This is a genomic window from Blastococcus sp. SYSU DS0828, from assembly GCF_054050975.1.
This window is the reverse complement of the sequence record NZ_JBJHAK010000016.1, coordinates 50,642-70,497: the sequence shown is the minus strand read 5'-3', so window position 1 is coordinate 70,497 and position 19,856 is coordinate 50,642. Positions and strand designations below refer to the sequence as shown.

Annotated in this window: 17 protein-coding genes; 9 read left to right on the top strand and 8 right to left on the bottom strand. The window is 74.2% G+C overall.

Annotated elements, in window-relative coordinates; all coding sequences use genetic code 11:
• Positions 1–27 precede the first annotated feature (27 nt).
• From murJ to ACI79Q_RS13735, 3 genes are read right to left on the bottom strand one after another with little or no spacing between them, the layout of a single operon-like run.
• Positions 28–2,100 carry a murein biosynthesis integral membrane protein MurJ gene (gene murJ / locus ACI79Q_RS13745; protein WP_456600287.1) on the bottom strand — a complete coding sequence of 691 codons (2,073 nt, stop codon included), beginning with the start codon at positions 2,098–2,100 and terminating at the stop codon, positions 28–30.
• Positions 2,097–4,475 (bottom strand): DUF6049 family protein, encoded by a 2,379-nt coding sequence (locus ACI79Q_RS13740; RefSeq protein ID WP_456614852.1) that lies wholly within the window; start codon positions 4,473–4,475, stop codon positions 2,097–2,099. Before ACI79Q_RS13740 ends, murJ begins: the two co-directional genes overlap by 4 nt.
• On the bottom strand, positions 4,472–4,948 hold the full coding sequence (locus ACI79Q_RS13735; RefSeq protein WP_091930860.1) for an NUDIX hydrolase: 477 nt from the start codon (positions 4,946–4,948) through the stop codon (positions 4,472–4,474). The genes ACI79Q_RS13740 and ACI79Q_RS13735 overlap by 4 nt, the downstream gene beginning before the upstream one ends.
• 178 nt (positions 4,949–5,126) lie before the next feature.
• On the opposite strand from ACI79Q_RS13735, the gene ACI79Q_RS13730 reads away from it, so the two are divergent.
• Both ACI79Q_RS13730 and ACI79Q_RS13725 read left to right on the top strand, forming a co-directional pair.
• Positions 5,127–6,626: a CCA tRNA nucleotidyltransferase gene (locus ACI79Q_RS13730; protein WP_456614851.1), complete on the top strand. Its 1,500-nt coding sequence runs from the start codon at positions 5,127–5,129 to the stop codon at positions 6,624–6,626.
• Between the two features lie 49 nt (positions 6,627–6,675).
• Entirely contained in the window at positions 6,676–7,623 is a 948-nt protein-coding gene (locus ACI79Q_RS13725; protein WP_456614850.1) for a matrixin family metalloprotease, read from the top strand.
• A gap of 12 nt (positions 7,624–7,635) precedes the next feature.
• Here the strand turns inward: ACI79Q_RS13725 and ACI79Q_RS13720 are convergent, their stop codons facing one another.
• Positions 7,636–8,907, bottom strand: a complete 1,272-nt coding sequence (locus tag ACI79Q_RS13720) for an MFS transporter (protein WP_456614849.1) — start codon at positions 8,905–8,907, stop codon at positions 7,636–7,638.
• Between the two features lie 333 nt (positions 8,908–9,240).
• Between ACI79Q_RS13720 and ACI79Q_RS13715 the strand changes: the two genes are divergently transcribed.
• Complete coding sequence (locus ACI79Q_RS13715) at positions 9,241–9,894, top strand: YqgE/AlgH family protein (protein ID WP_456589609.1); 654 nt, start codon at positions 9,241–9,243, stop codon at positions 9,892–9,894.
• Between the two features lie 137 nt (positions 9,895–10,031).
• Here ACI79Q_RS13715 and ACI79Q_RS13710 read toward each other — a convergent pair whose 3' ends face one another.
• The 3 genes from ACI79Q_RS13710 to ACI79Q_RS13700 all read right to left on the bottom strand — a co-directional run bounded on the left by ACI79Q_RS13710 (position 10,032) and on the right by ACI79Q_RS13700 (position 12,808).
• Positions 10,032–10,793 (bottom strand): hypothetical protein, encoded by a 762-nt coding sequence (locus ACI79Q_RS13710; protein WP_456595996.1) that lies wholly within the window; start codon positions 10,791–10,793, stop codon positions 10,032–10,034.
• Positions 10,794–10,997: 204 nt separating this feature from the next.
• Positions 10,998–12,074, bottom strand: coding sequence for an inositol-3-phosphate synthase (locus tag ACI79Q_RS13705; protein ID WP_456589611.1), 1,077 nt, complete (start codon positions 12,072–12,074; stop codon positions 10,998–11,000).
• A 113-nt stretch (positions 12,075–12,187) separates the two neighbouring features.
• Positions 12,188–12,808 (bottom strand): helix-turn-helix transcriptional regulator, encoded by a 621-nt coding sequence (locus ACI79Q_RS13700; protein WP_456589612.1) that lies wholly within the window; start codon positions 12,806–12,808, stop codon positions 12,188–12,190.
• 170 nt (positions 12,809–12,978) lie between these two features.
• Here ACI79Q_RS13700 and ACI79Q_RS13695 point away from each other — a divergent pair, with 170 nt between their 5' ends.
• The 3 genes from ACI79Q_RS13695 to ACI79Q_RS13685 all read left to right on the top strand — a co-directional run bounded on the left by ACI79Q_RS13695 (position 12,979) and on the right by ACI79Q_RS13685 (position 17,600).
• Positions 12,979–13,395 carry a DUF5318 family protein gene (locus tag ACI79Q_RS13695; RefSeq protein ID WP_456589613.1) on the top strand — a complete coding sequence of 139 codons (417 nt, stop codon included), beginning with the start codon at positions 12,979–12,981 and terminating at the stop codon, positions 13,393–13,395.
• Positions 13,396–13,541: 146 nt separating this feature from the next.
• On the top strand, positions 13,542–16,076 hold the full coding sequence (locus ACI79Q_RS13690) for a transglycosylase domain-containing protein (protein WP_456614848.1): 2,535 nt from the start codon (positions 13,542–13,544) through the stop codon (positions 16,074–16,076).
• Between the two features lie 114 nt (positions 16,077–16,190).
• The gene (locus ACI79Q_RS13685; RefSeq protein ID WP_456614847.1) at positions 16,191–17,600 is read left to right on the top strand and encodes a glycosyltransferase family 87 protein; all 1,410 of its coding nucleotides are present in this window, start codon (positions 16,191–16,193) and stop codon (positions 17,598–17,600) included.
• Here the strand turns inward: ACI79Q_RS13685 and ACI79Q_RS13680 are convergent.
• Entirely contained in the window at positions 17,580–18,383 is an 804-nt protein-coding gene (locus tag ACI79Q_RS13680; protein WP_456613297.1) for a deoxyribonuclease IV, read from the bottom strand. The two genes, ACI79Q_RS13685 and ACI79Q_RS13680, sit on opposite strands and share 21 nt — an antisense overlap.
• Positions 18,384–18,736: 353 nt before the next feature.
• On the opposite strand from ACI79Q_RS13680, the gene rpsF reads away from it, so the two are divergent.
• The 3 genes from rpsF to rpsR all read left to right on the top strand — a co-directional run bounded on the left by rpsF (position 18,737) and on the right by rpsR (position 19,851).
• Entirely contained in the window at positions 18,737–19,024 is a 288-nt protein-coding gene (rpsF, locus tag ACI79Q_RS13675; protein ID WP_236826531.1) for a 30S ribosomal protein S6, read from the top strand.
• Positions 19,025–19,026: 2 nt separating this feature from the next.
• Positions 19,027–19,515: a single-stranded DNA-binding protein gene (locus ACI79Q_RS13670; protein WP_456589617.1), complete on the top strand. Its 489-nt coding sequence runs from the start codon at positions 19,027–19,029 to the stop codon at positions 19,513–19,515.
• A gap of 99 nt (positions 19,516–19,614) precedes the next feature.
• Positions 19,615–19,851, top strand: coding sequence for a 30S ribosomal protein S18 (gene rpsR / locus ACI79Q_RS13665; RefSeq protein ID WP_073422051.1), 237 nt, complete (start codon positions 19,615–19,617; stop codon positions 19,849–19,851).
• Positions 19,852–19,856 lie beyond the last annotated feature (5 nt).

Below are 19,856 nucleotides of genomic sequence, written 5' to 3'. Positions count from 1 at the left end.
CGGTCGGCCCCAGCGGCCGGCCCTCGGTCACCTGCGTCCCAGCCGGGCCCTGACCGCAGCCAGGGGCTCCCGGAGCTCCGGAACGCGGGCCACCACCAGACCGACCAGTGCGACGCCGCCGACGACCACGGTACCGAGGACGACTTCGACGAGCGAGCCTGCCATGGAGCGTTCGCCCAGGTCGCCGGTCACGATCCGGACAAGACCGCCGACGAGACCGGCCACGAGCGAGACGGCGGCGATCCGGGCGAGGGGGGTGAAGGTCTCGCGGGTGCGCAGCCCGCCGAACCGGCGGCGCAGCGCGAGGTCGCCGATGACCCACCCGGCGACGTAGGTGAGGCTCGTGACGAGCATCAGCCCGGCCACGACGAGCTCCGGCTCGACCACCACGGGAACCAGCACGAGCAGCGGCACCCGGACGGCCACCATGCCGATCTGGATGAGCGTGGGGGTGCGGGCGTCCTTCATGGCGTAGAAGACCCGCAGCTGCAGGAGCGTGACCGCCATCGGCAGCAGCCCGAAGGCGCCGACGGCGAGCGCGGTGCCGATGGCCTGCGCCTCGTCCACCGACGTGTTGCCGCGGGCGAAGGCGAGCACGCCCAGCGGCGGGCCGAGCACGGTGAGGACGGCGGTGACCGGCAGGAGACCCAGGGCCGAGAGGCGGGTGCCGAGCGAGAGGTCCTCGACCACACCCGGCACGTCCCGACGCGCGGCGGCCCGGCTCATCCGGGGCACCAGCGCGGTGAGCAGCGCGACACCGATGATCCCGTAGGGCATCTGGAAGAGGAGGCTGGCGTACTGGAACGCGGTGGAGCCCAGGCCGCCCGCGCGCTGCGCCGCGTTGGCGATCCGCAGCGCCACCACGACGCCGATCTGGCTCACGGCCACGTAGCCGATGACCCACAGGCCCAGGGTCCCGGCCTCGCGCAGGCCCGTCTCCCGCAGCCCCCACCGGGGCCGGAGCGGGATGCCGGCCTTGCGCAGCAGCGGGACGAGCACGACGGCCTGCACCGCGATGCCGAGCACCGTGCCGATGCCGAGGAGCCACACCAGCCCGGGGGCGATGGTGGCCGGCTCGAGCTCGCCGGGGCCGGCCGCCGCGAGGAACACCAGACCCGTGGCGATCACCACGAGGTTGTTGAGCACCGGCGCCCAGGCGGGTGGCCCGAAGACGCCCCGCGAGTTGAGGATCGCCTGGGCGAACGCGCCGAGCCCGTAGAAGACGATCTCGATCAGCAGCATCCGGGCCAGCCAGTTGGCCACGCGGTACTGCGCCGGGTTCTCGTCGAGGCCCAGCAACGAGGTCAGCAGCGGTGCGGCGAGCATGGCGAGCGCGGTCATGACCAGCAGGCCGGTCAGGGCGATGGTGGCCAGTCGCTGTGCGTAGGCGACACCGTCGTCCCGGTCGCGTTCCTGCGCGTGCACCAGCAGCGGGACGATCACCGAGGTGAGGACGCCGCCGAGGAGCAGCTCGTAGACGATGTTGGGCAGCGTGTTGACGGTGTTGTAGGCGTCGGCGAACAACCCGACGCCCAGGGCGGCGGCGAGCACCATCGTGCGCAGCAGACCGGTGATCCGGGAGACCAGCGTCGCGACCGCCATCGTGCCGGCCGCCCGCAGGATGCCGCCGCTGGCGCCGGGCGCGCCCTCGCGCCGCTCGACGTCCTCGTCGGTCTCCTGCTCGGCGCGCGGTACCGGCGGCAGCACCGGCATGGGGAAGACCTGGGTGTCGTCCGCTGCCGGCACCCAGCGGTGCCGCAGCGGCGGCAGCGGCGGCACGGGCGTGGCCGGTCGTCCCGGCCGGGCGGGCGGGACGGGTGGCAACCGGGGTGGCGACGGCGGCCGGGCCGCGCCGTCCACGACGGCCTCCGCGGGGCCGCCGTCGGTGGTGGGCGGCGCGGCGAAGACCGCGTCGCTCGGCGGGGTCGCCAGGTAGGGGGCCGGTGGCAGCGGTGCGGGAGAGCCCCAGCTGCGGCGGCCCGGTGCCGGCCGGGCGGGTGCCGACGGCGGGGGCAGCGGGAGCGCGCGGGGGCGGTCGCCGCCCTGCGCGCCGTCCACGGCGTCGGGGGGGTTCCCCGGGGAGCCGGGTCGCTCGCTCACACCGGGCTCCGCGTGGGGGCGGCGGACAGCCCCGGGGACCCGGGTCCGGCGCCGCCGTCACCCGGAACGGCGCCCCGGCGCCGCCGGAGCACGAAGCGCACGAGGCGCCGCAGGAACAGCAGGCCGAGGAGTGCGGCGGCACCGATGGTGATGGACAGGGAGATCGGGCCGTAGGCGGTGCTCTTGACCTGCATCTCCACCGGGTCGCCCAACGGGCTCCCGGACGGCGTCGTCACCTGCGCGGTGACGGTGAAGCCGCCGGACCGGCGCAGCTCGGTGGGCACCTGCAGGGTCGTGCGCTGCTCGGGCGCCAGGGTCTGCACGCCGATGTCCCCGATGGCCAGACCGCCGCTGGCCGGCGGCTCCACGTGCAGCCTGACGTCGACCGGGAACGGCAGTGGGTTGTCCACGGTCAGGACCAGCGGCGCGTCGCTGGAGGCGAGGCTGTAGGTGCCGTCGGCCGGGGCGACGACGGTGACGCGCTCCATCACGCCGCCGAGCGTGCCTCGCGCGTCGGCGGCGGCGGCCACGAACTCCTCGGGGTCGTCGCGGCGGAGCACCGAGGCGGCACGAGCGATGCCGGCGTCGTAGGACCGCAGGGCCAGGTCGGCGTTCCCGGGGATCGCCTCGGCGAGTTCTTCCCGGGCGGCCACGGCCTCGGCGAGGACCGCCATCCCGGCCGGGTCGAGGGCGGTGTCCGTGCTCGGTGCGGTGAGCGTGCCGGCGTCGGCTGCCGGTGCGTCGCCGATCGCGGCCACGCTGCCCGCCTGCAGCCAGGGCAGGCCGGCGGTGTCGGAGATCATCGCGCCGGCACCCTCGACACCGGCATCGAGATCGCGCGGCGGGGCGACGAGCACCGTCTGCTCGCTCCCCGGTGGGGCCTGCAGGTTGAGCGCGGCCAGCTCCGCCAGGTAGCGCTGCTCGGCGATGCGGGGACCGCCCTGCGTCACCTCGGCGGTGCCGACCACGGCGCTCAGCGTGGGGTCGGCGACCAGCACGTCCAGCGCCCCCGCGCCGAACGGCACCGAGCTGCGGGCGATCGCGTCCGATCCGTCCAGACCGACCGCGGAGTCCCCGTCGGTGAGCGCGCCGCTGCCCAGCACCACCTGGTCGATCCCGCCGGCGCGCAGCGTGTCCAGCGTGGCGGGGGCGTAGGACCCGTCGGGGGCCCAGGCCAGGTCGGTGATCGGCGTGACGTCCAGGACGTCGGTGAGGATCGCCGTCCCCGCGCCGGTGTCGGATGCCTCGGCCGGCTCCGCGGGCGGCGCGCCCCCGTCGACGGCGGGGTTCTCGGACACCGGCGGTGGGCCGGGAGGGTCCTGCGCGGTGCCCTCCGAGGTGCCCGGCAGGCTGCGGGTGACGACCATCGGGAGCCCGGCGGCCTGCAGCCCGTCGGCGTCGACGTCGCCGTAGGGCAGCGCCACGACCGGGCGGGTGGCCACCACCGCGCGCAGCCGTTCGAGGAACGACCGGGCCGCGTCGGTGCCGGTGCCGGCCACTCCGTCGACGGCGTAGGGACCGTCGGCCATGAGCGCCAGCTCCTCCACGAGGGCGGGGTCGAGCGCGAGGGTGACCGGCAGGGGCGCGGCGGGCTCGGTGGCGGGCGGGCCGCCGGGCAGCCGCTCGATCACGGTCAGGGCGCGGTCCAGCCGACCGCCGGTGCCCACGGCCTCGGCGAGCCCGTCGTCGACGAAGTCCCCGGAGGCGTCGCGGTGGCTGGGCTCGGACAGGGGCCACAGCCAGGCCACCGTGGTCCGCGAGGAGGGCACGACGGGCTGCTGGACGAGGAAGGTCGACAGCTCGCCGACCCGGCGCTCCTGGTCGTCGTCGACGGTGCCGTTGACGTTGAACAGGACGGGGTAGACGCCGTCCTGGTCCAGCCGGAGCTCGGCGGAGTCGAGCGTGTAGCTGAACTCCACGCTGCTCCCGGGGGCGAGCTCGCCCGGCAGCGGGGTGAACGCCGGCTGCACGGTGGTCGCAGGGTCGGGATCGCTGACCGCTTCCGAGAGCTCGGGCCGGTCGGTGCGGACGTCGCCGCGCTGCAGTCGCGCGGTCAGCCCGGTGATCGGTTCCGCCCCGGTGTTGGTCAACGTGCCGCTGAGGGTGATCAGCGCGCCCGGGGTCACCGTGCGGGGCTCGAAGCGGGCGACGTCGATGCGGACGGGCCGGTCGGCGGACGCGGCCTCGTCCGGGGCGCTGGGGGCCGGTGCTGCCACTGCCGGGGGCAGGCCGGTCGCCGGCGCGAGGAGGGGGGCGCCGAGCACGAGCGCGCCCGACAGCAGCGGGGCGAGCGCGGCCGCACGCCGGACGGCACCCGGCCGGGCGGGAGCGACGGCGGGGCGGCCACCGGCGCGGGTGGCAGCCGGCCGGGTCACGCGCTGTCGGCCAGGAGTCCGGGGGCGCGCTCGACCAGGGCACGCTCGTCGGCGTAGGCCAGCCGGGTGCTGAGCTCCTCCAACGGGACCCAGGCGACCTCGGTGACCTCGACGTCGGCGTCGGAGAGGGCGCCGCCGACCGCGCGCAGGAGGAAGTGGTGCACCGTCTTGTGCACCCGGCGGCCCTCGGCGACGAACCAGAAGTCGATGATCCCCAGCGGCGCGACGACCTCGCCGATGATGCCGGTCTCCTCGGCGACCTCGCGGACGGCGGTGTCCTCGGGGGTCTCCCCTGCCTCGATGTGCCCCTTGGGCAGCGACCAGAGGAGGCGGCCACGGCGGTCGGTGCGGCCGATCAGGGCGGCACGGGGCCCGGTCACGCCGTCGTCGGCCACCACCAGGCCCCCGGCGGAGGTCTCGTCGACCCGGCGCAGCCGGCGGCCCGGGCGTCCTCGCCCGCCCGTCCCAGCCATGTCAGGAGGGTAGCGCGCGTCCGACGACAGCTCCGGGAGCATCGCAGCGAGCAGAAGGACCACGCTGCCCCCCACCGCTCGCGAGCTCGCGGCGGGACCCTGCAGCGGGGCCACGATCATCGGTCGACCGCGCGGAGCCGGCTGGGGCGTTTCCGGGCCCGCACTACGCTGGCTCGTCGTGTCCGCCACCCCGCCGAGCCGCCCCGAGCCCGAACCGGTGCCCCCGGCCGTCCAGGAGACCGTCCGCACCCTCGTGGACCTCTCCCCCGTGCTCATCGAGCTCGGGCAGCGCTTCGCCGCCGCCGGCTTCGAGGCGCACCTGGTCGGCGGCTCGGTGCGCGACGCCCTGCTGGCCGCTGGTACCGGCAGCGCCGGTGAGGTCGGTGCGGGCCAGGGTGATCTCGACGTCACCACCGACGCGCGTCCGGAACAGATCCTCGAGCTGCTGCGCGGGTGGGCCCGTTCCACGTGGAACACCGGCATCGCCTTCGGGACCGTGGGCGCCGACATCGGCGGGGTCCGGGTGGAGATCACCACCTACCGCGCGGACCGGTACGACCGGACGTCACGCAACCCGGAGGTCGCCTGGGGGAACTCGCTCACCGACGACCTGGCGCGGCGGGACTTCACGGTGAACGCGATGGCCGTCTCGCTCGGCCCGGACCGGACGGTGACCGATCCCTTCGGCGGCCTGGGTGACCTGCTGGCGAAGCGGCTGCGCACGCCCGGCGCCGCCACCGAGTCGTTCGCCGACGACCCGTTGCGCATGCTGCGGGCCGTCCGGTTCGTGGCCCAGCTGGGGCTGGCCCCCGACGAGGAGGTCGTCGCGGCGATGACCTCGCTGGCCGGCGAGCTCGCCCGGATCACCCCCGAGCGCGTGCAGGCCGAGCTCTCCAAGACGCTGCTGCAGGACGCCCCGCGCGCCGCCCTGGAGCTGTTCGTCGCCGCGGGCCTGGCCGACGTCGTCCTGCCGGAGCTCTCCGCCCTGCGGATGGAGATCGACGAGCACCACCAGCACAAGGACGTCTACACCCACTCGCTGACCGTCCTGGACCAGGCGATCGCCCTGGAGCTCGCCGACGAGGCGCACGAGTCCCCCGACCTGGTGCTGCGGCTGGCCGCCCTGCTGCACGACATCGGCAAGCCGGCCACCCGCCGGCACGAGGACCGCGGCCGGGTCTCCTTCCACCACCACGAAGTGGTCGGCGCCAAGCTGGTCCGCAAGCGGCTGACCGCGCTCCGCTACCCCAAGGACGTCGTCGAGGCCGTCGCCCGGCTCACCTTCCTGCACCTGCGCTTCCACGGGTACGGCGGCGGCCAGTGGACCGACTCGGCCGTCCGCCGGTACGTCACCGACGCCGGAGAGCTCCTGCCCCGGCTGCACAAGCTCGTGCGGTCGGACTCGACCACCCGCAACAAGCGGCGGGCCGCGGCGCTGTCGGCGACCTACGACTCGCTGGAGCAGCGGATCGCCGAACTGGCCGCGCAGGAGGACCTGGCGCGGGTACGTCCCGACCTCGACGGCAACGCCATCATGGAGCTCCTCGGCCTGGGGCCGGGTCCCGAGGTGGGGGCGGCCTGGCGCTTCCTCAAGGACCTGCGGCTCGAGCGGGGGCCGTTGGACCGCGAGGAGGCCGAGGAGGCCCTCCGGGCGTGGTGGGCCGCACGCCAGCGCTGACCCCCCGGACTGGGCGGGCCGGCTCCAGGAGGGTCGCGACGGTGCCGACATGAGCGGTGTGCACCCCGAGCACCCCGACGACGACGCCCGGCTGCCGGCCTCCGCGACCGGCCGGACGCCGCAGTGGGTCCTCGACGAGCTGGCCGGCCCGGCCCCCGCGCCCCCTCCGGCGCCCCGCCGGCGACGCCGGGGCCGGTGGGCCGTGCCGTTCGTCGCCGTCGCCGTGGCGACGGGGATCGCCCTGACCGATCCTCCGGCGTGGCCCTGGGCGGCGGACGGCCTCCCCGCGCCGGGGACGGCCGCCCCCGCCGTCCCCGCGCGGCCGACCGACCGCCCTACGTCATCCGGGGCCACGACGCCGTTGGGTAGTCCGCCGGCACCGCCGGCAGCGGGCGGGGCGCACGCCTACGCGGCGCTGCAGGAGGACGGGGTGACGCCGGTCGCCTACGACCCCTGCCGCGAGATCCACTACGTCCTGCGCCCGGCCGCAGCGCCGCCGGGCACCGAGGAGCTGGTGCACGACGCCGTCACCGGGATCAGCGAGGTCACCGGTCTGCGGTTCGTCTTCGACGGCTACACCGACGAGCCGATGGGCGGGCAGCGGGCGCCCTTCCAGCCCGATCGCTACGGGGACCGCTGGGCGCCGGTGCTGATCGGCTGGCAGACCGAGGCAGAGGACCCGACCCTCGCCGGCGACGTGGTCGGAGCCGCCGGGAGCACCGCGGTCTCCCTCGGCGACGGACCCCGGGTGTACGTCACCGGCACCGTGAGCCTGGACGCCGGCCAGGCACCGCGCCTGCTGGCCGAACCGGGGGGCGCCGCCGCCGTCCGGTCGGTGGTGCTGCACGAGCTGGGGCACCTGGTGGGGCTCTCCCACGTGGACGACGACCGGGAACTCATGTACCCCGAGGCCCGGCGCGCGGTGGCCGAGTTCGCCGACGGGGACCGCACCGGCCTGGCCGCGCTCGGCCGGGGACCGTGCGTGCCCGAGCTCTGAGCGACGGGCGGGTCAGCGCCGGACCATGCGCGCGTGCAGCAGGGCGGTGGCGACGTAGCCCGCGCCGATGACGCCGAGCAGCGGAGGCGAGACGCCGGACGCCGGGAGGGTGAACGCCCCCGCCAGCAGCGCGGCGACGTAGCTGACGTTGAACACGGTGTCGTAGACGGAGAAGACCCGTCCCCGGTGGTCGTCGTCGATCGACTCCTGCAGCGTCGTGTCGACGCAGATCTTCACCCCCTGACCCAGGAGGCCCAGGACGAACCCGGCCGCCACGGCGGCCGGGGGCTGCACCAGCAGGCCCAGGCCGACCTGGAGTGCTCCGCCGACGGTCAGCAGGAGCCCGATCCACCGGTGCTTGCCGATGCGCCGCACGGCGGACGGCGTCACGGCTGCGGCGGTGAGCGTGCCCACGGCGATCGCGGCGACGACCTGCCCGAGCCCCACCAGGCCGCCGGGGAAGGCGCCGGTCTCGCCGACGAAGGTGTTCCGGTAGAGCAGCAGGGCCATCAGCGTCAGCAGGCCGAACCAGACGCGGTGCAGGCCGATCGCGGTGAGCGCGGCGGCGGCCGGGCGGTGCCGCCAGGCGTGCCGGGCGCCGGCGACCATGCCGGCCAGCACCTGCGCCGCGGACAGCCGGGCCGAACGCGCCATGTGGTCGGGCCCCAGGTACCCCCGCCGGAAGCCGGCGACGACGGTCGCTGCCGCGAGGTAGGGCAGGGCCGCCGACAGGGCCACCGTGGCGTACCCGGCGTCGTCGGAGCCGGTCAGCTGGAGGAGGACGAGGGCCGCCCCGCCCCCGACCACCGTGGCCACGGCGCCCGACGTCGTCGAGAGGGCGTTGGCCGGAACCAGCGACGTGTCGTCGACCGTGTGCGGGAGCCCGGCCGAGAGCGCCGCGAGCACGAACCGGTTGACCGAGAAGACGGCGAGCCCGGCCACGTAGAAGCCCGTTCCCTGGACGCCGGCGACCACCAGCGCGGCCACCACCGCCACGAGGCCCGCCCGCAGCACGTTGGCGAGGAGGAGGACCTGGCGCCGGCTCCAGCGGTCCAGCCAGACGCCGGCGAACGGCCCGACGAAGGAGTACGGCAGCAGGAGGACGGCGAAGCCGGCGGCGATGTCGACTGGGTCGGCGGCGCGCTGGGGGTTGAACAGCACCGTGCCGGCGAGGGCGGCCTGGAAGACGCCGTCCCCGAACTGCGAGAGCAACCGTGTGCCCAGGAGTCTCCGGAAGTCCCGGCGCGCCAGGACGCCCCGCACGGTCGTCCCCGCCTCCGCCACCCGGCCACCCTAGTGAAAGGACCCCTTGCCCCCCGCCCCTCGCAGGCTCGCGGCGGGACCCTGCAGGGGGCCGCCGTCCCCCTCCCCGCTCGCAGGCTCGCGGCGAGCCTCTGGACGGGGCCGCCTGCTCCCCGCCCCTCGGAGGCTCGCGGCGGGACCCTGCAGGGGGCCGCCGTCCTCCTCCCTGCTCGCAGCTCGCGGCGAGCCTCTGGACGGGGCCGCCTGCTCCCCGCCCCTCGCAGGCAAGCGGGGGCCGGCCGGTCCCCTGCCATCCGCGCGGCCGGGAAGCGACCGTCGGCGTCGAGGTGGGGCACACTGGGGAGGATGTCGCCGGTGCCTCCCCCGCCCGAGCCCGAGTCCGGTCCGCCCTCGCGGCCCGCGACCGGTCGCCGTCGTGCCGCTGCGGTCCCCCAGCTGTCGGTCGGCTGCCTGGACGACGTCCGGGCGGGCGCCCTCCTGGTGGCGATGCCGGCGTTGACCGAACCCACGTTCGCCGGCTCGGTCGTCTACGTCCTCGACCACTCCGACACCGGCACGCTCGGTGTCGTCCTGGGGCAGCCCAGCCAGGTGGAGATCCGCGACGTGCTGCCGGGCTGGTGCGATCTCGCCGTCGCCCCCGGGGTCTTCCACGTGGGCGGGCCGTGCGAGACCGACACGGCGCTGTGCCTGGCGACCGCGGCCGCCGACGTGGTGGCGCCCGCCCTGCGTCCCGTGGCGGGTGACGTGCACCTCGTCGACCTCGACACCGACCCCGAGGAGCTCGTCGGCCGGCTGCGCGGGCTGCGGGTCTTCGCCGGCTATGCGGGCTGGTCACCCGGTCAGCTGGCCGACGAGATCGCCGAGGGAGCGTGGGCCTGCGTCCCGAGCCGGCCCGGTGACGTGCTCAGCGACCTCTCGGGCCCGCAGCTCTGGCGCCGGGTGGTGGGACGGCAGACCGGTCGCCTCGCGGTGCTCTCGTCGGCGACGCCGGATCCCACCGTCAACTGACGCCCCACCTGCCACGCACCGGCAGCGCGATCAGCCGCCGTCTGGTAGGAAGGGACCCGGGAAGGGGCGGTCTGGGGAAGAGGCCGCCCCTTCCCGCTGTCTTCCGGCGGTGACGATCCCCGCCCCGGCCGGCCCGGTCAGATGCCGAACGCCTCGGCGATCTCCGGGTGGTCCGCCGCGGCTGCCGTCTCCCCCGCCGTGGGCAGCGCCAGCCGGCGGGTCCCGTGCTCCGCGAGCGTGACGGTCACCTCCATGCTGCCGTCGGCCAGCGGCGTCCGGTACTGAACGAGCGTCCGGTCGGAGTCGTCGACCGCGACGGTGCGCTCGTCCCGGAGCCGGTACACCGTGGTCGGCCGGCCGTCGATCGCCTGCTCCCCGTGCCACTGGTACGGGCCGGTCAGGAAGTCCTCGGGCTCGTCGGGGCGCTCCGCGGAGAGGTTCTGCAGCACCCGGATGACCACGTCGAGCAGCGGCGGTTCCGCCTGCTCCGTCGACAGGGGCCGGCGCAGGTAGGTCGCGGCCGGCGCGCCGTCGGCGGCGAGCGCCTCGGTCAGCCCCGGCACGTCACCGGACCAGAGGTGGTCGCGGTCGAAGAAGAGGGTGCGGGTGTCCCGGTCCTCGCTGTCGACCTCGGTCACCGCCTGCACCTGGCCGACCGCGCGCTGGAAGTCGATCTGGCCGGTCAGCGTGAGCACCGCGTCATCGGAGAACGGCACCGTCACGACGAAATCCGCGCCGCCCTCCTCGTGGTTGCGGTGCAGCAGCTCCGCCAGCACGGCGGCGTCCTCCTCGGTGACCGGCTCACCGGCCTGCCGCGGCTCGGTCGTGCACCCGGCGAGGATCAGGAGTGCCAGTCCCGCCGCGCTCGCTCGGGGGACGAGGCGGGGGCGGGCAGGCATGACGGAAGCGTAGTGAAGGGACCGCCCCGCCCCCGCCACTCGCAGCCTCGCGGCGGGTCCCTGCAGGGGGGCCACCCATCCCCCCGGCAGGAAACTCGACAGGGCCCGCATCCCCGGAGGGATGCGGGCCCGGTGACCGTATGGAACGGCCTCCCTGCAGGGCCCCGCCGTGAGCGGAGCGAGCGGTGGGGGGCAGGGAGGTCCTTACGCGACGTCGCCGCGGATGAAGGCCTCGACGGCGTCCCGGGCCTCGCTGTCGCTGTACTGCACCGGCGGGCTCTTCATGAAGTAGGAGGACGCCGACAGGATCGGGCCGCCGATGCCGCGGTCCTTGGCGATCTTCGCGGCGCGGACGGCGTCGATGATGATGCCGGCCGAGTTCGGGGAGTCCCAGACCTCGAGCTTGTACTCCAGGTTCAGCGGGACGTCGCCGAACGCGCGGCCCTCGAGGCGGACGTAGGCCCACTTGCGGTCGCTCAGCCACGGCACGTGGTCCGACGGGCCGATGTGCACGTTGCCCACGCCCATGTCCCGGTCGACCTGGCTGGTGACGGCCTGGGTCTTGGAGATCTTCTTGGACTCCAGTCGCTCGCGCTCGAGCATGTTCTTGAAGTCCATGTTGCCGCCGACGTTGAGCTGCATCGTGCGGTCCAGCTGCACGCCGCGGTCCTCGAAGAGCTTGGCGAGCACCCGGTGGGTGATGGTGGCGCCGACCTGGCTCTTGATGTCGTCGCCGACGATCGGCACACCGGCGGCGGTGAACTTGTCCGCCCACTCCTTCGTGCCGGCGATGAACACCGGCAGGGCGTTGACGAACGCGACGCCGGCGTCGAGCGCGGCCTGCGCGTAGAACTCGGCGGCCTGCTGCGACCCGACGGGGAGGTAGCAGACGAGCACGTCCGCGCCGGACTCGCGCAGGGCGGCGACGACGTCGACCGGCTGCTCGTCGGACTCCTCGACCATCTCGCGGTAGTACTTGCCGAGCCCGTCGAGGGTGGTCCCGCGCTGCACGGTCACGCCCAGCGGCGGGACGTCGCAGATCTTGATCGTGTTGTTCTCGCTGGCGACGATGGCCTCGGAGAGGTCGCGGCCGACCTTCTTGGCGTCGACGTCGAACGCGGCCACGAACTCGATGTCGGAGACGTGGTACTCACCGAAACGGACGTGCATCAGGCCCGGGACGGACGTGGTCTCGTCGGCGTCGCGGTAGTAGTGCACGCCCTGCACCAGCGAGGCGGCGCAGTTACCGACGCCGACGATGGCGACCTTGACTGACCCCATGACTCTCCTTACTCCTGGACCGTGGTGGTCCCCTGGGCGCGGACCAGGTGTGGTCCGTTGCTGTCTAGGCGGGCTGGCCCGCCGATAGGTGCTGGGTGGTGCAGTGACCGTTGCTAGGTCGGGACGTGCTCCGCAGCGGCCGGCCCGTCGTCCTCGCCCGAGTGGTGACCCGGCCGGTCGCCGGATTCCGCCCGTTCGCTGTCGATGAGCTCGGAGAGCCAGCGGACCTCTCTGTCCACCGACTCCAGACCGTGGCGCTGCAGTTCGAGCGTGTAGCGGTCGAGCCGTTCGCGGGTCCGGGCCAACGAGGCCCGCAACCCTTCCCGCTGCCGCTCCACGGTGCGCCGGCGGCCTTCGAGGATCCGCAGCCGGACGTCGCGCGCCGTGTGGCGGAAGAAGGCCAGGCGGACGCCGAAGAGACCACCGTCGTCGTAGGCCTCCGGGCCGGTCTGGCTGACCAGCTCGTGGAAGCGCTCCTTGCCTTCCGCGGTGATCGTGTAGACCACCTTCCCGCGCCGGCCGGTCAGCGGCGGTGCGTCGGCCGGCAGCAGGGCACGCGGCGTGGGCTCGTCGGTGGAGATCAGCCCGGCCGCCTGCATCCGCCGCAGCGCGGGGTACAGCGAGCCGTAGGAGATGCTGCGCAGCCCGCCGAGCACCGCGGCGAGCTGCTTGCGCAGCTCGTACCCGTGCATCGGGGCCTGGTGCAGCAGGCCGAGGATGGCGAACTCGAGCACGTCGCCCTCCCCGGTCGCGCCTTCAGTCGATGTATCGGCACGATACATCGGGCGTTCCTGCTGCTCCACCCCGGAGCCGTGGGGCGCGTGTGTCACCCGAGGTGAGACCCGAGGTGAGACCCGTGTTCGGCAGTCCCACGGACGCGGGGCCGGTGCGTACATTGGCCGCCGTGCCCGGACGTCGTTCCGTCGTGGACTACTCGCTGCAGCGGCGAGCCGTCCTCGCGGGAGTACATGCGGGCCGTACCGGGTTGTTCGAGGTGTGCGACGCCAGTCCGTACCTCTCGCGGGCGGCCAAGTACCACGGAGAGCCGACCGACACCGCCTGCCCGGTGTGCCGACGGGAACGTCTCACCCTGGTGAACTACGTGTACGGCGAGCACCTCGGGCCGGTGGCCGGCCAGGCCAAGACCGAGGTCGAGCTCGCCCGCATGGACGCCGCCCAGGACGAGTTCTCGGTGTACCGGGTCGAGGTGTGCCGCGGCTGCGGCTGGAACCACCTGGACTGCTCGTACGTCCTCGGAGCTGAGCCCGAGCCGGGCCGACGGCCCCGCCGCGGCCGGCGCCGGGCGGCACCCGAGCAGTGACGGGCCGGTCGGCAGGACCCCCGTCCCACGTGCTCCACCTGGCCCGCAACGCGGCGGGCCTGCTCCGCTGCCACAGCTGAAGACGAACCGCTGCGTCCGGGCAGGTGCCCGGCGTCGCCCACCACAGTCCAGGAAGGGGTGCGCTCGTGCCCAGCCACGACGAGACCTCGCCCGTCGCACCGCGGGCCGGCTCGGTGCGCCGGCCGCCGGCCGCCCGTACCCGCAGCACCGGCGGGGGTGGCGGTTCCGGCCGACCGCCCGCGGGAAGACGTCCTCCCGCGTCGCGTGGCGGCACCGGCTCCTCGCGCGGCGGGGCCGGCTCCTCGCGCGGCGCGACCGGGGCCTCGCGCGGTGGCTCGGGACGCCCCCCGGGCCGCCCGGCCGCCAAGGGCAAGGCGTCCCGAAGCACGAAGCAGCGCCGCAATCGCCGGCTGAAGATCACCGCCGCGGTGATGGGTGGGCTGCTCGCGCTGCTCTGCGTCTTCGTCGGTGTGGTCTATGCCAGCACCGAGGTGCCGAGCCCCGACTCGGTCTCCACCAAGCAGACCACGGTCATCCACTACGCCGACGGTGTCACGGAGATGGCGCGGCTGGGTGACGAGAACCGCACCAACGTGCCGCTGGACCAGATCTCCGAGCCCGCTCAGCGCGCCGTGCTCGCCGCGGAGAACCGGAGCTTCTACACCGACCCGGGTATCTCCTTCACCGGCATCGTCCGCGCGGCGTGGAACAACCTCACCGGGGGCTCCACGCAGGGTGGCTCGACGATCACCCAGCAGTACGTGAAGAACGCCTTCCTGACGTCCGACCAGACGTTCAGCCGCAAGTTCCAGGAGCTGTTCCTGGCGATCAAGCTGGACAACAACTTCTCGAAGGAGCAGATCCTCGAGAACTACCTCAACACCATCTACTACGGCCGCGGCGCCTACGGCATCGAGGCCGCGGCGAACACCTACTTCGGCGTCTCGGCGGCCGAGCTGACCCCGCAGCAGGGCGCCGTGCTCGCCGTCCTGATCCGCAGCCCCTCCGGCAACGACCCCGAGACGAACCCCGAGGGCGCGCAGAAGCGCTGGGGCCTGGTGCTCGACGCGATGGTCGAGGAGGGCTGGCTGACGGCCGAGGAGCGGGCGGCCTCGGTCTACCCCGAGGTGCTGCCCCGGGGCGACTCCCCGCTCGGCACCCCGGAGGGCCCGGAGGGCCACATCGTCAAGGAGGTGCGGCGGGAGCTCCAGGCGCGCGGTTACGACGAGCAGGAGATCAACGCCGGCGGTCTGCAGATCACGACCACGATCAGCAAGCCGGCGCAGGATGCCGCCGTCGCGAGTGCGCGGGCGGCGCTGGACGGTCAGCCGGACAACCTCCGGTCGGCCCTGGTGTCCATCGATCCCCGCACCGGTGGGGTGATCGCCTACTACGGCGGCGAGAACGGCGTCGGGACCGACTTCGCGCAGGCCGTGCGGCAGCCCGGTTCGTCGGTGAAGCCCTACGTCCTGGCCACGGCGCTGGAGCAGGGCATCGGCATCCGGGCGCGACGCGACGGCAGCTCGCCGCAGACCTTCCCCGACCGCCCGGGCCAGCCGGTCACCAACTCCGGCGGCACCAGCTGCGCGGCCTGCACGCTCACCGAGGCGATCACCCGGTCGCTGAACACCACGTTCTACGGCCTGGCGTACGAGGTCGGCCCGGAGAACGTTCGGGAGACGATCCGCGCGGCCACGGGCCTCCCCGAGACCTGGGAGAGCGGCAACCTCGAGGGCTACACGACGCTGGCCAACGCCGACGGGCTGACCGGCTCCTCTATCGGCATCGGCGAGTACGAGATGCGCCCGATCGACCAGGCCCAGGGCTTCGCCACGCTGGCGGCGGGTGGCGTCTTCCGGGACGCGCACTTCGTCTCCCGGGTCACCGACAGCGAGGGGACCGTGCTCCTGGAGAACGCCCCACCGCCCGGCGAGCAGGTGCTGCCGGCCGACGTCGTCAACGACGTGACCGTCGCGCTGAAGGACGTCGCCTCCTACTCCCGCCGGTCGCTCGACGGTGGCCGGGAGGTGGCCAGCAAGACCGGTACGCAGGGGCTGAACCGCGAGGACAACTCCGACGCCTGGATGGTCGGCTACACCCCCTCGGTCTCCACCGCGGTCTGGATGGGCACCGAGTACCGCGAGCCGATCCGGACGACCCAGGGCCAGATCATCTACGGCGCGGGGCTGCCCGGTGCCATCTGGCAGGACTACATGGACGCGGTGCACGCCGGCACCCCGGAGGAGGACCTGCCCGACCGGCCGCTCATCACCGGCGACACCGGTCAGGGCGTTCCCGAGCCGACGACCGAGGCGCCCGCGCCGGTGGACACCCCTGCGGCCCCGCCGTCCACGTCGACCCCGAGCGCACCGACCTCGAGCGCCCCGGCCACCACGACGCCGAGTACCGGCGACACCGGTGGCACGGACGGCACCGGTGGCACGGACGGCACCGGTGGCACGGACGGCACCGGTGGCACGGACGGCACCGGTGACACGGACGGCACCGGGGGAACCGGCGGCACGGGCGGGACCGGCGGGACCGGGGGCACGGGGGGAACCGGGGGAACGGGCGGCACCGGGGGAACCGGGGGAACCGGCGGGACCGGCGGCACCGGGGAAGGCACGCCCGGCCCCGTCGTCCCGCCGCCGGTCGACTGACCGATCACGCACACTGCTGCCATGCGCAGCACGCCCACGGGCCCGTCCGCCACCGCGGACGGGCCCGTGCTCGTTCCACGTGGAACTCCGCGCGGGTCAGCGCCGGATCGCGTGGTGCCCTCCTGGACCGATCCGGTGGTCCGGCAGGCCAGCGAAGCCGTCGGGGGCCCGTGGGGCCGCTTCGCCCTCACCGGCCGTGCGCTCTTCTGGACGCCGCTGCGCGTGTGCCTGCTGTTCGCCACGCTCGCGCTGGCCGTGGCCTGGGTGAAGCAGGCACCGTGCGCCGACGGCGACTGGTCGGGCTCCGTCCAGTACACGCACTTCTGCTACTCGGACACGGTGCCGCTGTTCGGGCTGCACGGGCTCGGCGACGGCGCCCTGCCCTACCTGGACTCCGCCGTCGAGTACCCCGTGCTCACCGGTGGGTTCATGGCGCTGGCCGCCACCGTCGCCGCCGGCTACGACCGGGCCGCGGCGGCGTCCGGGCTGCTGCCCGCCGTCCCCCCGGTGCAGAGCTACTACGTGGTCACCTGTCTGCTGCTGACCGCGTGTGCCCTGCTCGTGGTGCGGGCCACTCTGGCGCTGGCCGGCCGCCGGCCGTGGGATGCGGCGATGATCGGGCTGTCCCCGCTGCTGGTGGTGCATGCCTTCACCAACTGGGACCTGTTCGCGGTGGCGCTGGCCACTCTGGGGATGTGGGCCTGGGCCCGGTGCCGCCCGGTGCTCGCCGGCGTCCTCCTCGGCCTGGGTGCCGCCGCCAAGCTCTACCCGGCCTTCCTGTTGGCAGTCCTCTTCCTGCTCTGCCTGCGGTCGGGGCGGCTGCGGGTATGGCTGCGCACCGCGGTGGCTGCCGTGCTCGCCTGGGCGGTGGTCAACGTGCCGATCGCGGTGCTGGCGCCGGAGAACTGGTCGCGCTTCTTCCGGCTGAACAGCGCGCGGCCGGCCGATCCCGACTCCCTGTGGAACCTGGCGCTGCACGTCGCCGGCGACCAGCTGCTCGACGGCCCGCTGGCCGAGGGGCAGACCCCGACGGTGCTCAACGCTGCCGTCGCGGTGGCGCTGCTGGCCGGGCTCGCGGCCGTCGCATGGCTGACCTTGGCCGCGCCAGTGCGACCGCGGGTCGCCCAGATCGCCTTCCTGCTGGTCGCGGTCTTCCTGCTCACCAACAAGGTGTGGAGCCCGCAGTACTCCCTGTGGCTGCTCCCCCTGGCCGTGCTCGCCCGGCCCCGATGGCGCTCGCTGCTGGCCTGGCAGGCCACCGAGGCGCTGCTCTGGGTGCCCCGGCTGCTCTGGTACCTGGGCACGGAGAACCGGGGGATCGACGTCGAGTGGTTCCTCCTCGCGGTGACCGTCCGCGACGCGGCCGTCGTCGTCCTCATGGCGCTGGTCGTGCGGGACGTGCTGGATCCGGACCGGGACGTCGTGCGCACCAGCTGGCCCGGAGTGGACGACCCGGCCGGTGGGCCGCTGGAGCACGCTCCCGACCGGTTCGTGCTGCGCCGGTCAGCCCAGCGCGTCGCGTAGCAGCCCGATTTCGGCCGCGTGCGCCGCAGCGTCGCCCGGGGTCTCCAGGATCACCGGGCAGTCGGCAGCGCGCGCCACCTCCACCAGCACCTCGCGGGAGATCTCCCCGCCGTCGAGCGGCGCGTGGCGGTCGCGTCCGGAGCCCGCGGCGTCCCGGCTGTTGTTCAGGTGGACCAGGTCGATCCGGCCCGTCACCGCGCGGACGGCGTCGACGGCCGCGCCGAGGTCCCAGCCGGCGGCCCAGCCGTGGCAGGTGTCCAGGACGAAGCCGGCCCCGTACTCGCCGACGGCCTCCCACAGCCGGCCGAGCGCGTCCAGGTCGCGGGCCATCGCGTTGCCGCCCCCGGCGGTGTTCTCGATCAGCACGGGCACGGGGAAGCCGCCCTGCTCGGCCTGACGGGCGAACGTCTTGCGCCAGTTGTCGACGCCCACAGCCGGGTCGTCGCCGGCCAGCACGTGCCCGCCGTGGACCACGAGGCCGCGCGCGCCCACCTCCGCCGCGGCCTGGGCGTGCTTGCCCAGCAGCGTCCGGCTGGGGATGCGGATGCGGTTGTTCGTCGTCGCCACGTTGAGCACGTAGGGGGCGTGGACGAACAGCGCGAGGCCGGACTCGCGCAGCTGCGCGGCATCGGGGCGGGGAGGTGGCGCCTTCCACCCCTGGGGATCGGCGAGGAAGACCTGCACCGCGTCGGCGCCGACCTCCGCCGCCCGGGCCAGCGGGCCGGGGACGGGTGCGTCGTCCGCTCCGGTGCCCACGTGTACGCCGATGGGGTGCACGGCCATGCTGATCTCCGGTTTCTCGACGGGATGCGGGTTCACCCGTATCGCGCACGTCACGTCATCGTCGAGGCCGTGACCGGGGTGATCCGCCGGTCGTGGTGTCGCCTCGACGTGGAGCTAGCAGAACATGACAACGGGTCGCCTTCGTCGCTCGGCCCGCCGGGGCCGCCCCGAGCTCGCGAGGGGGTGGGGAGGGACGGGGTCCCCCACCTGTGGACAGCGCCTGGCCCGCCCTGCTCCGCCGCTGGTAGCCTGGGTGCGCGCGTTCCGGCTCCTGCCGGGGCGCGCGACGCGTGTACGACCCTCCTGCTGCAGATTCCCTGCAGCCGCGAAGACCAGAGGAGGTGGGGTTCTCCGTGCGTCACTACGAACTGATGGTCATTCTCGACCCCGACCTGGAGGAGCGCACGATCGCTCCCTCGCTCGACCGGTTCCTGACCGTCGTCACCAACTCCGGTGGCACCGTCAAGACCGAGATCTGGGGCCGTCGCCGCATGGCCTACGAGATCAAGAAGCACGTCGAGGGCATCTACGCGGTCGTGGACATCCAGGCCGAGCCGGCCGCGGTGGCCGAGCTCGACCGGCAGCTGAACCTCAACGAGTCGGTCCTGCGCACGAAGCTGATGCGGCCCGAGGTCCACTGACCATGGCCGGCGAGACCGTCATCACCGTCATCGGCAACCTCACCGCCGATCCGGAGCTGCGCTTCACGCCGTCGGGCGCTGCCGTCGCCAACTTCACCGTGGCCTCGACGCCGCGGACCTTCGACCGCCAGTCGCAGGAGTGGAAGGACGGCGAGGCGCTGTTCCTCCGCTGCAACGTGTGGCGGCAGGCCGCGGAGAACGTGGCCGAGTCGCTGACCCGTGGATCGCGGGTCATCGTCAGCGGTCGCCTCAAGCAGCGCTCGTTCGAGACGAAGGAAGGCGAGAAGCGCACCGTCGTCGAACTCGAGGTCGACGAGATCGGCCCCTCCCTGCGCTACGCCACCGCCAAGGTCACCCGCGCCTCGCGCGGTGAGGGCGGCGGCGGCTTCAGCGGCGGCGGCGGTGGCGGCGGTGGTGGTTTCGGCGGTGGCGGCGGGGCGAGCGACCCGTGGTCGACGCCCGCCGGGCCGTCGGACGAGCCGCCCTTCTAAGAGGACCCTCCTGCCCCCCACGCCTCGCTCCGCTCGGCGTGGGCCCCTGCAGGAGGGCCACCCCAGGTCACCCACGCACTTCCCTCACTGGAGATATCAGTGCCCAAGCCCCCTGTTCGCAAGCCCAAGAAGAAGGTCTGCCAGTTCTGCAAGGACAAGGCGACCTACATCGACTACAAGGACACGACCCTGCTGCGGAAGTTCATCTCCGACCGCGGCAAGATCCGTGCCCGCCGCGTCAGCGGCAACTGCAGCCAGCACCAGCGGGACGTCGCCACGGCCGTGAAGAACAGCCGTGAGATGGCCCTGCTGCCCTACACCTCGACGGCGCGCTGATCATG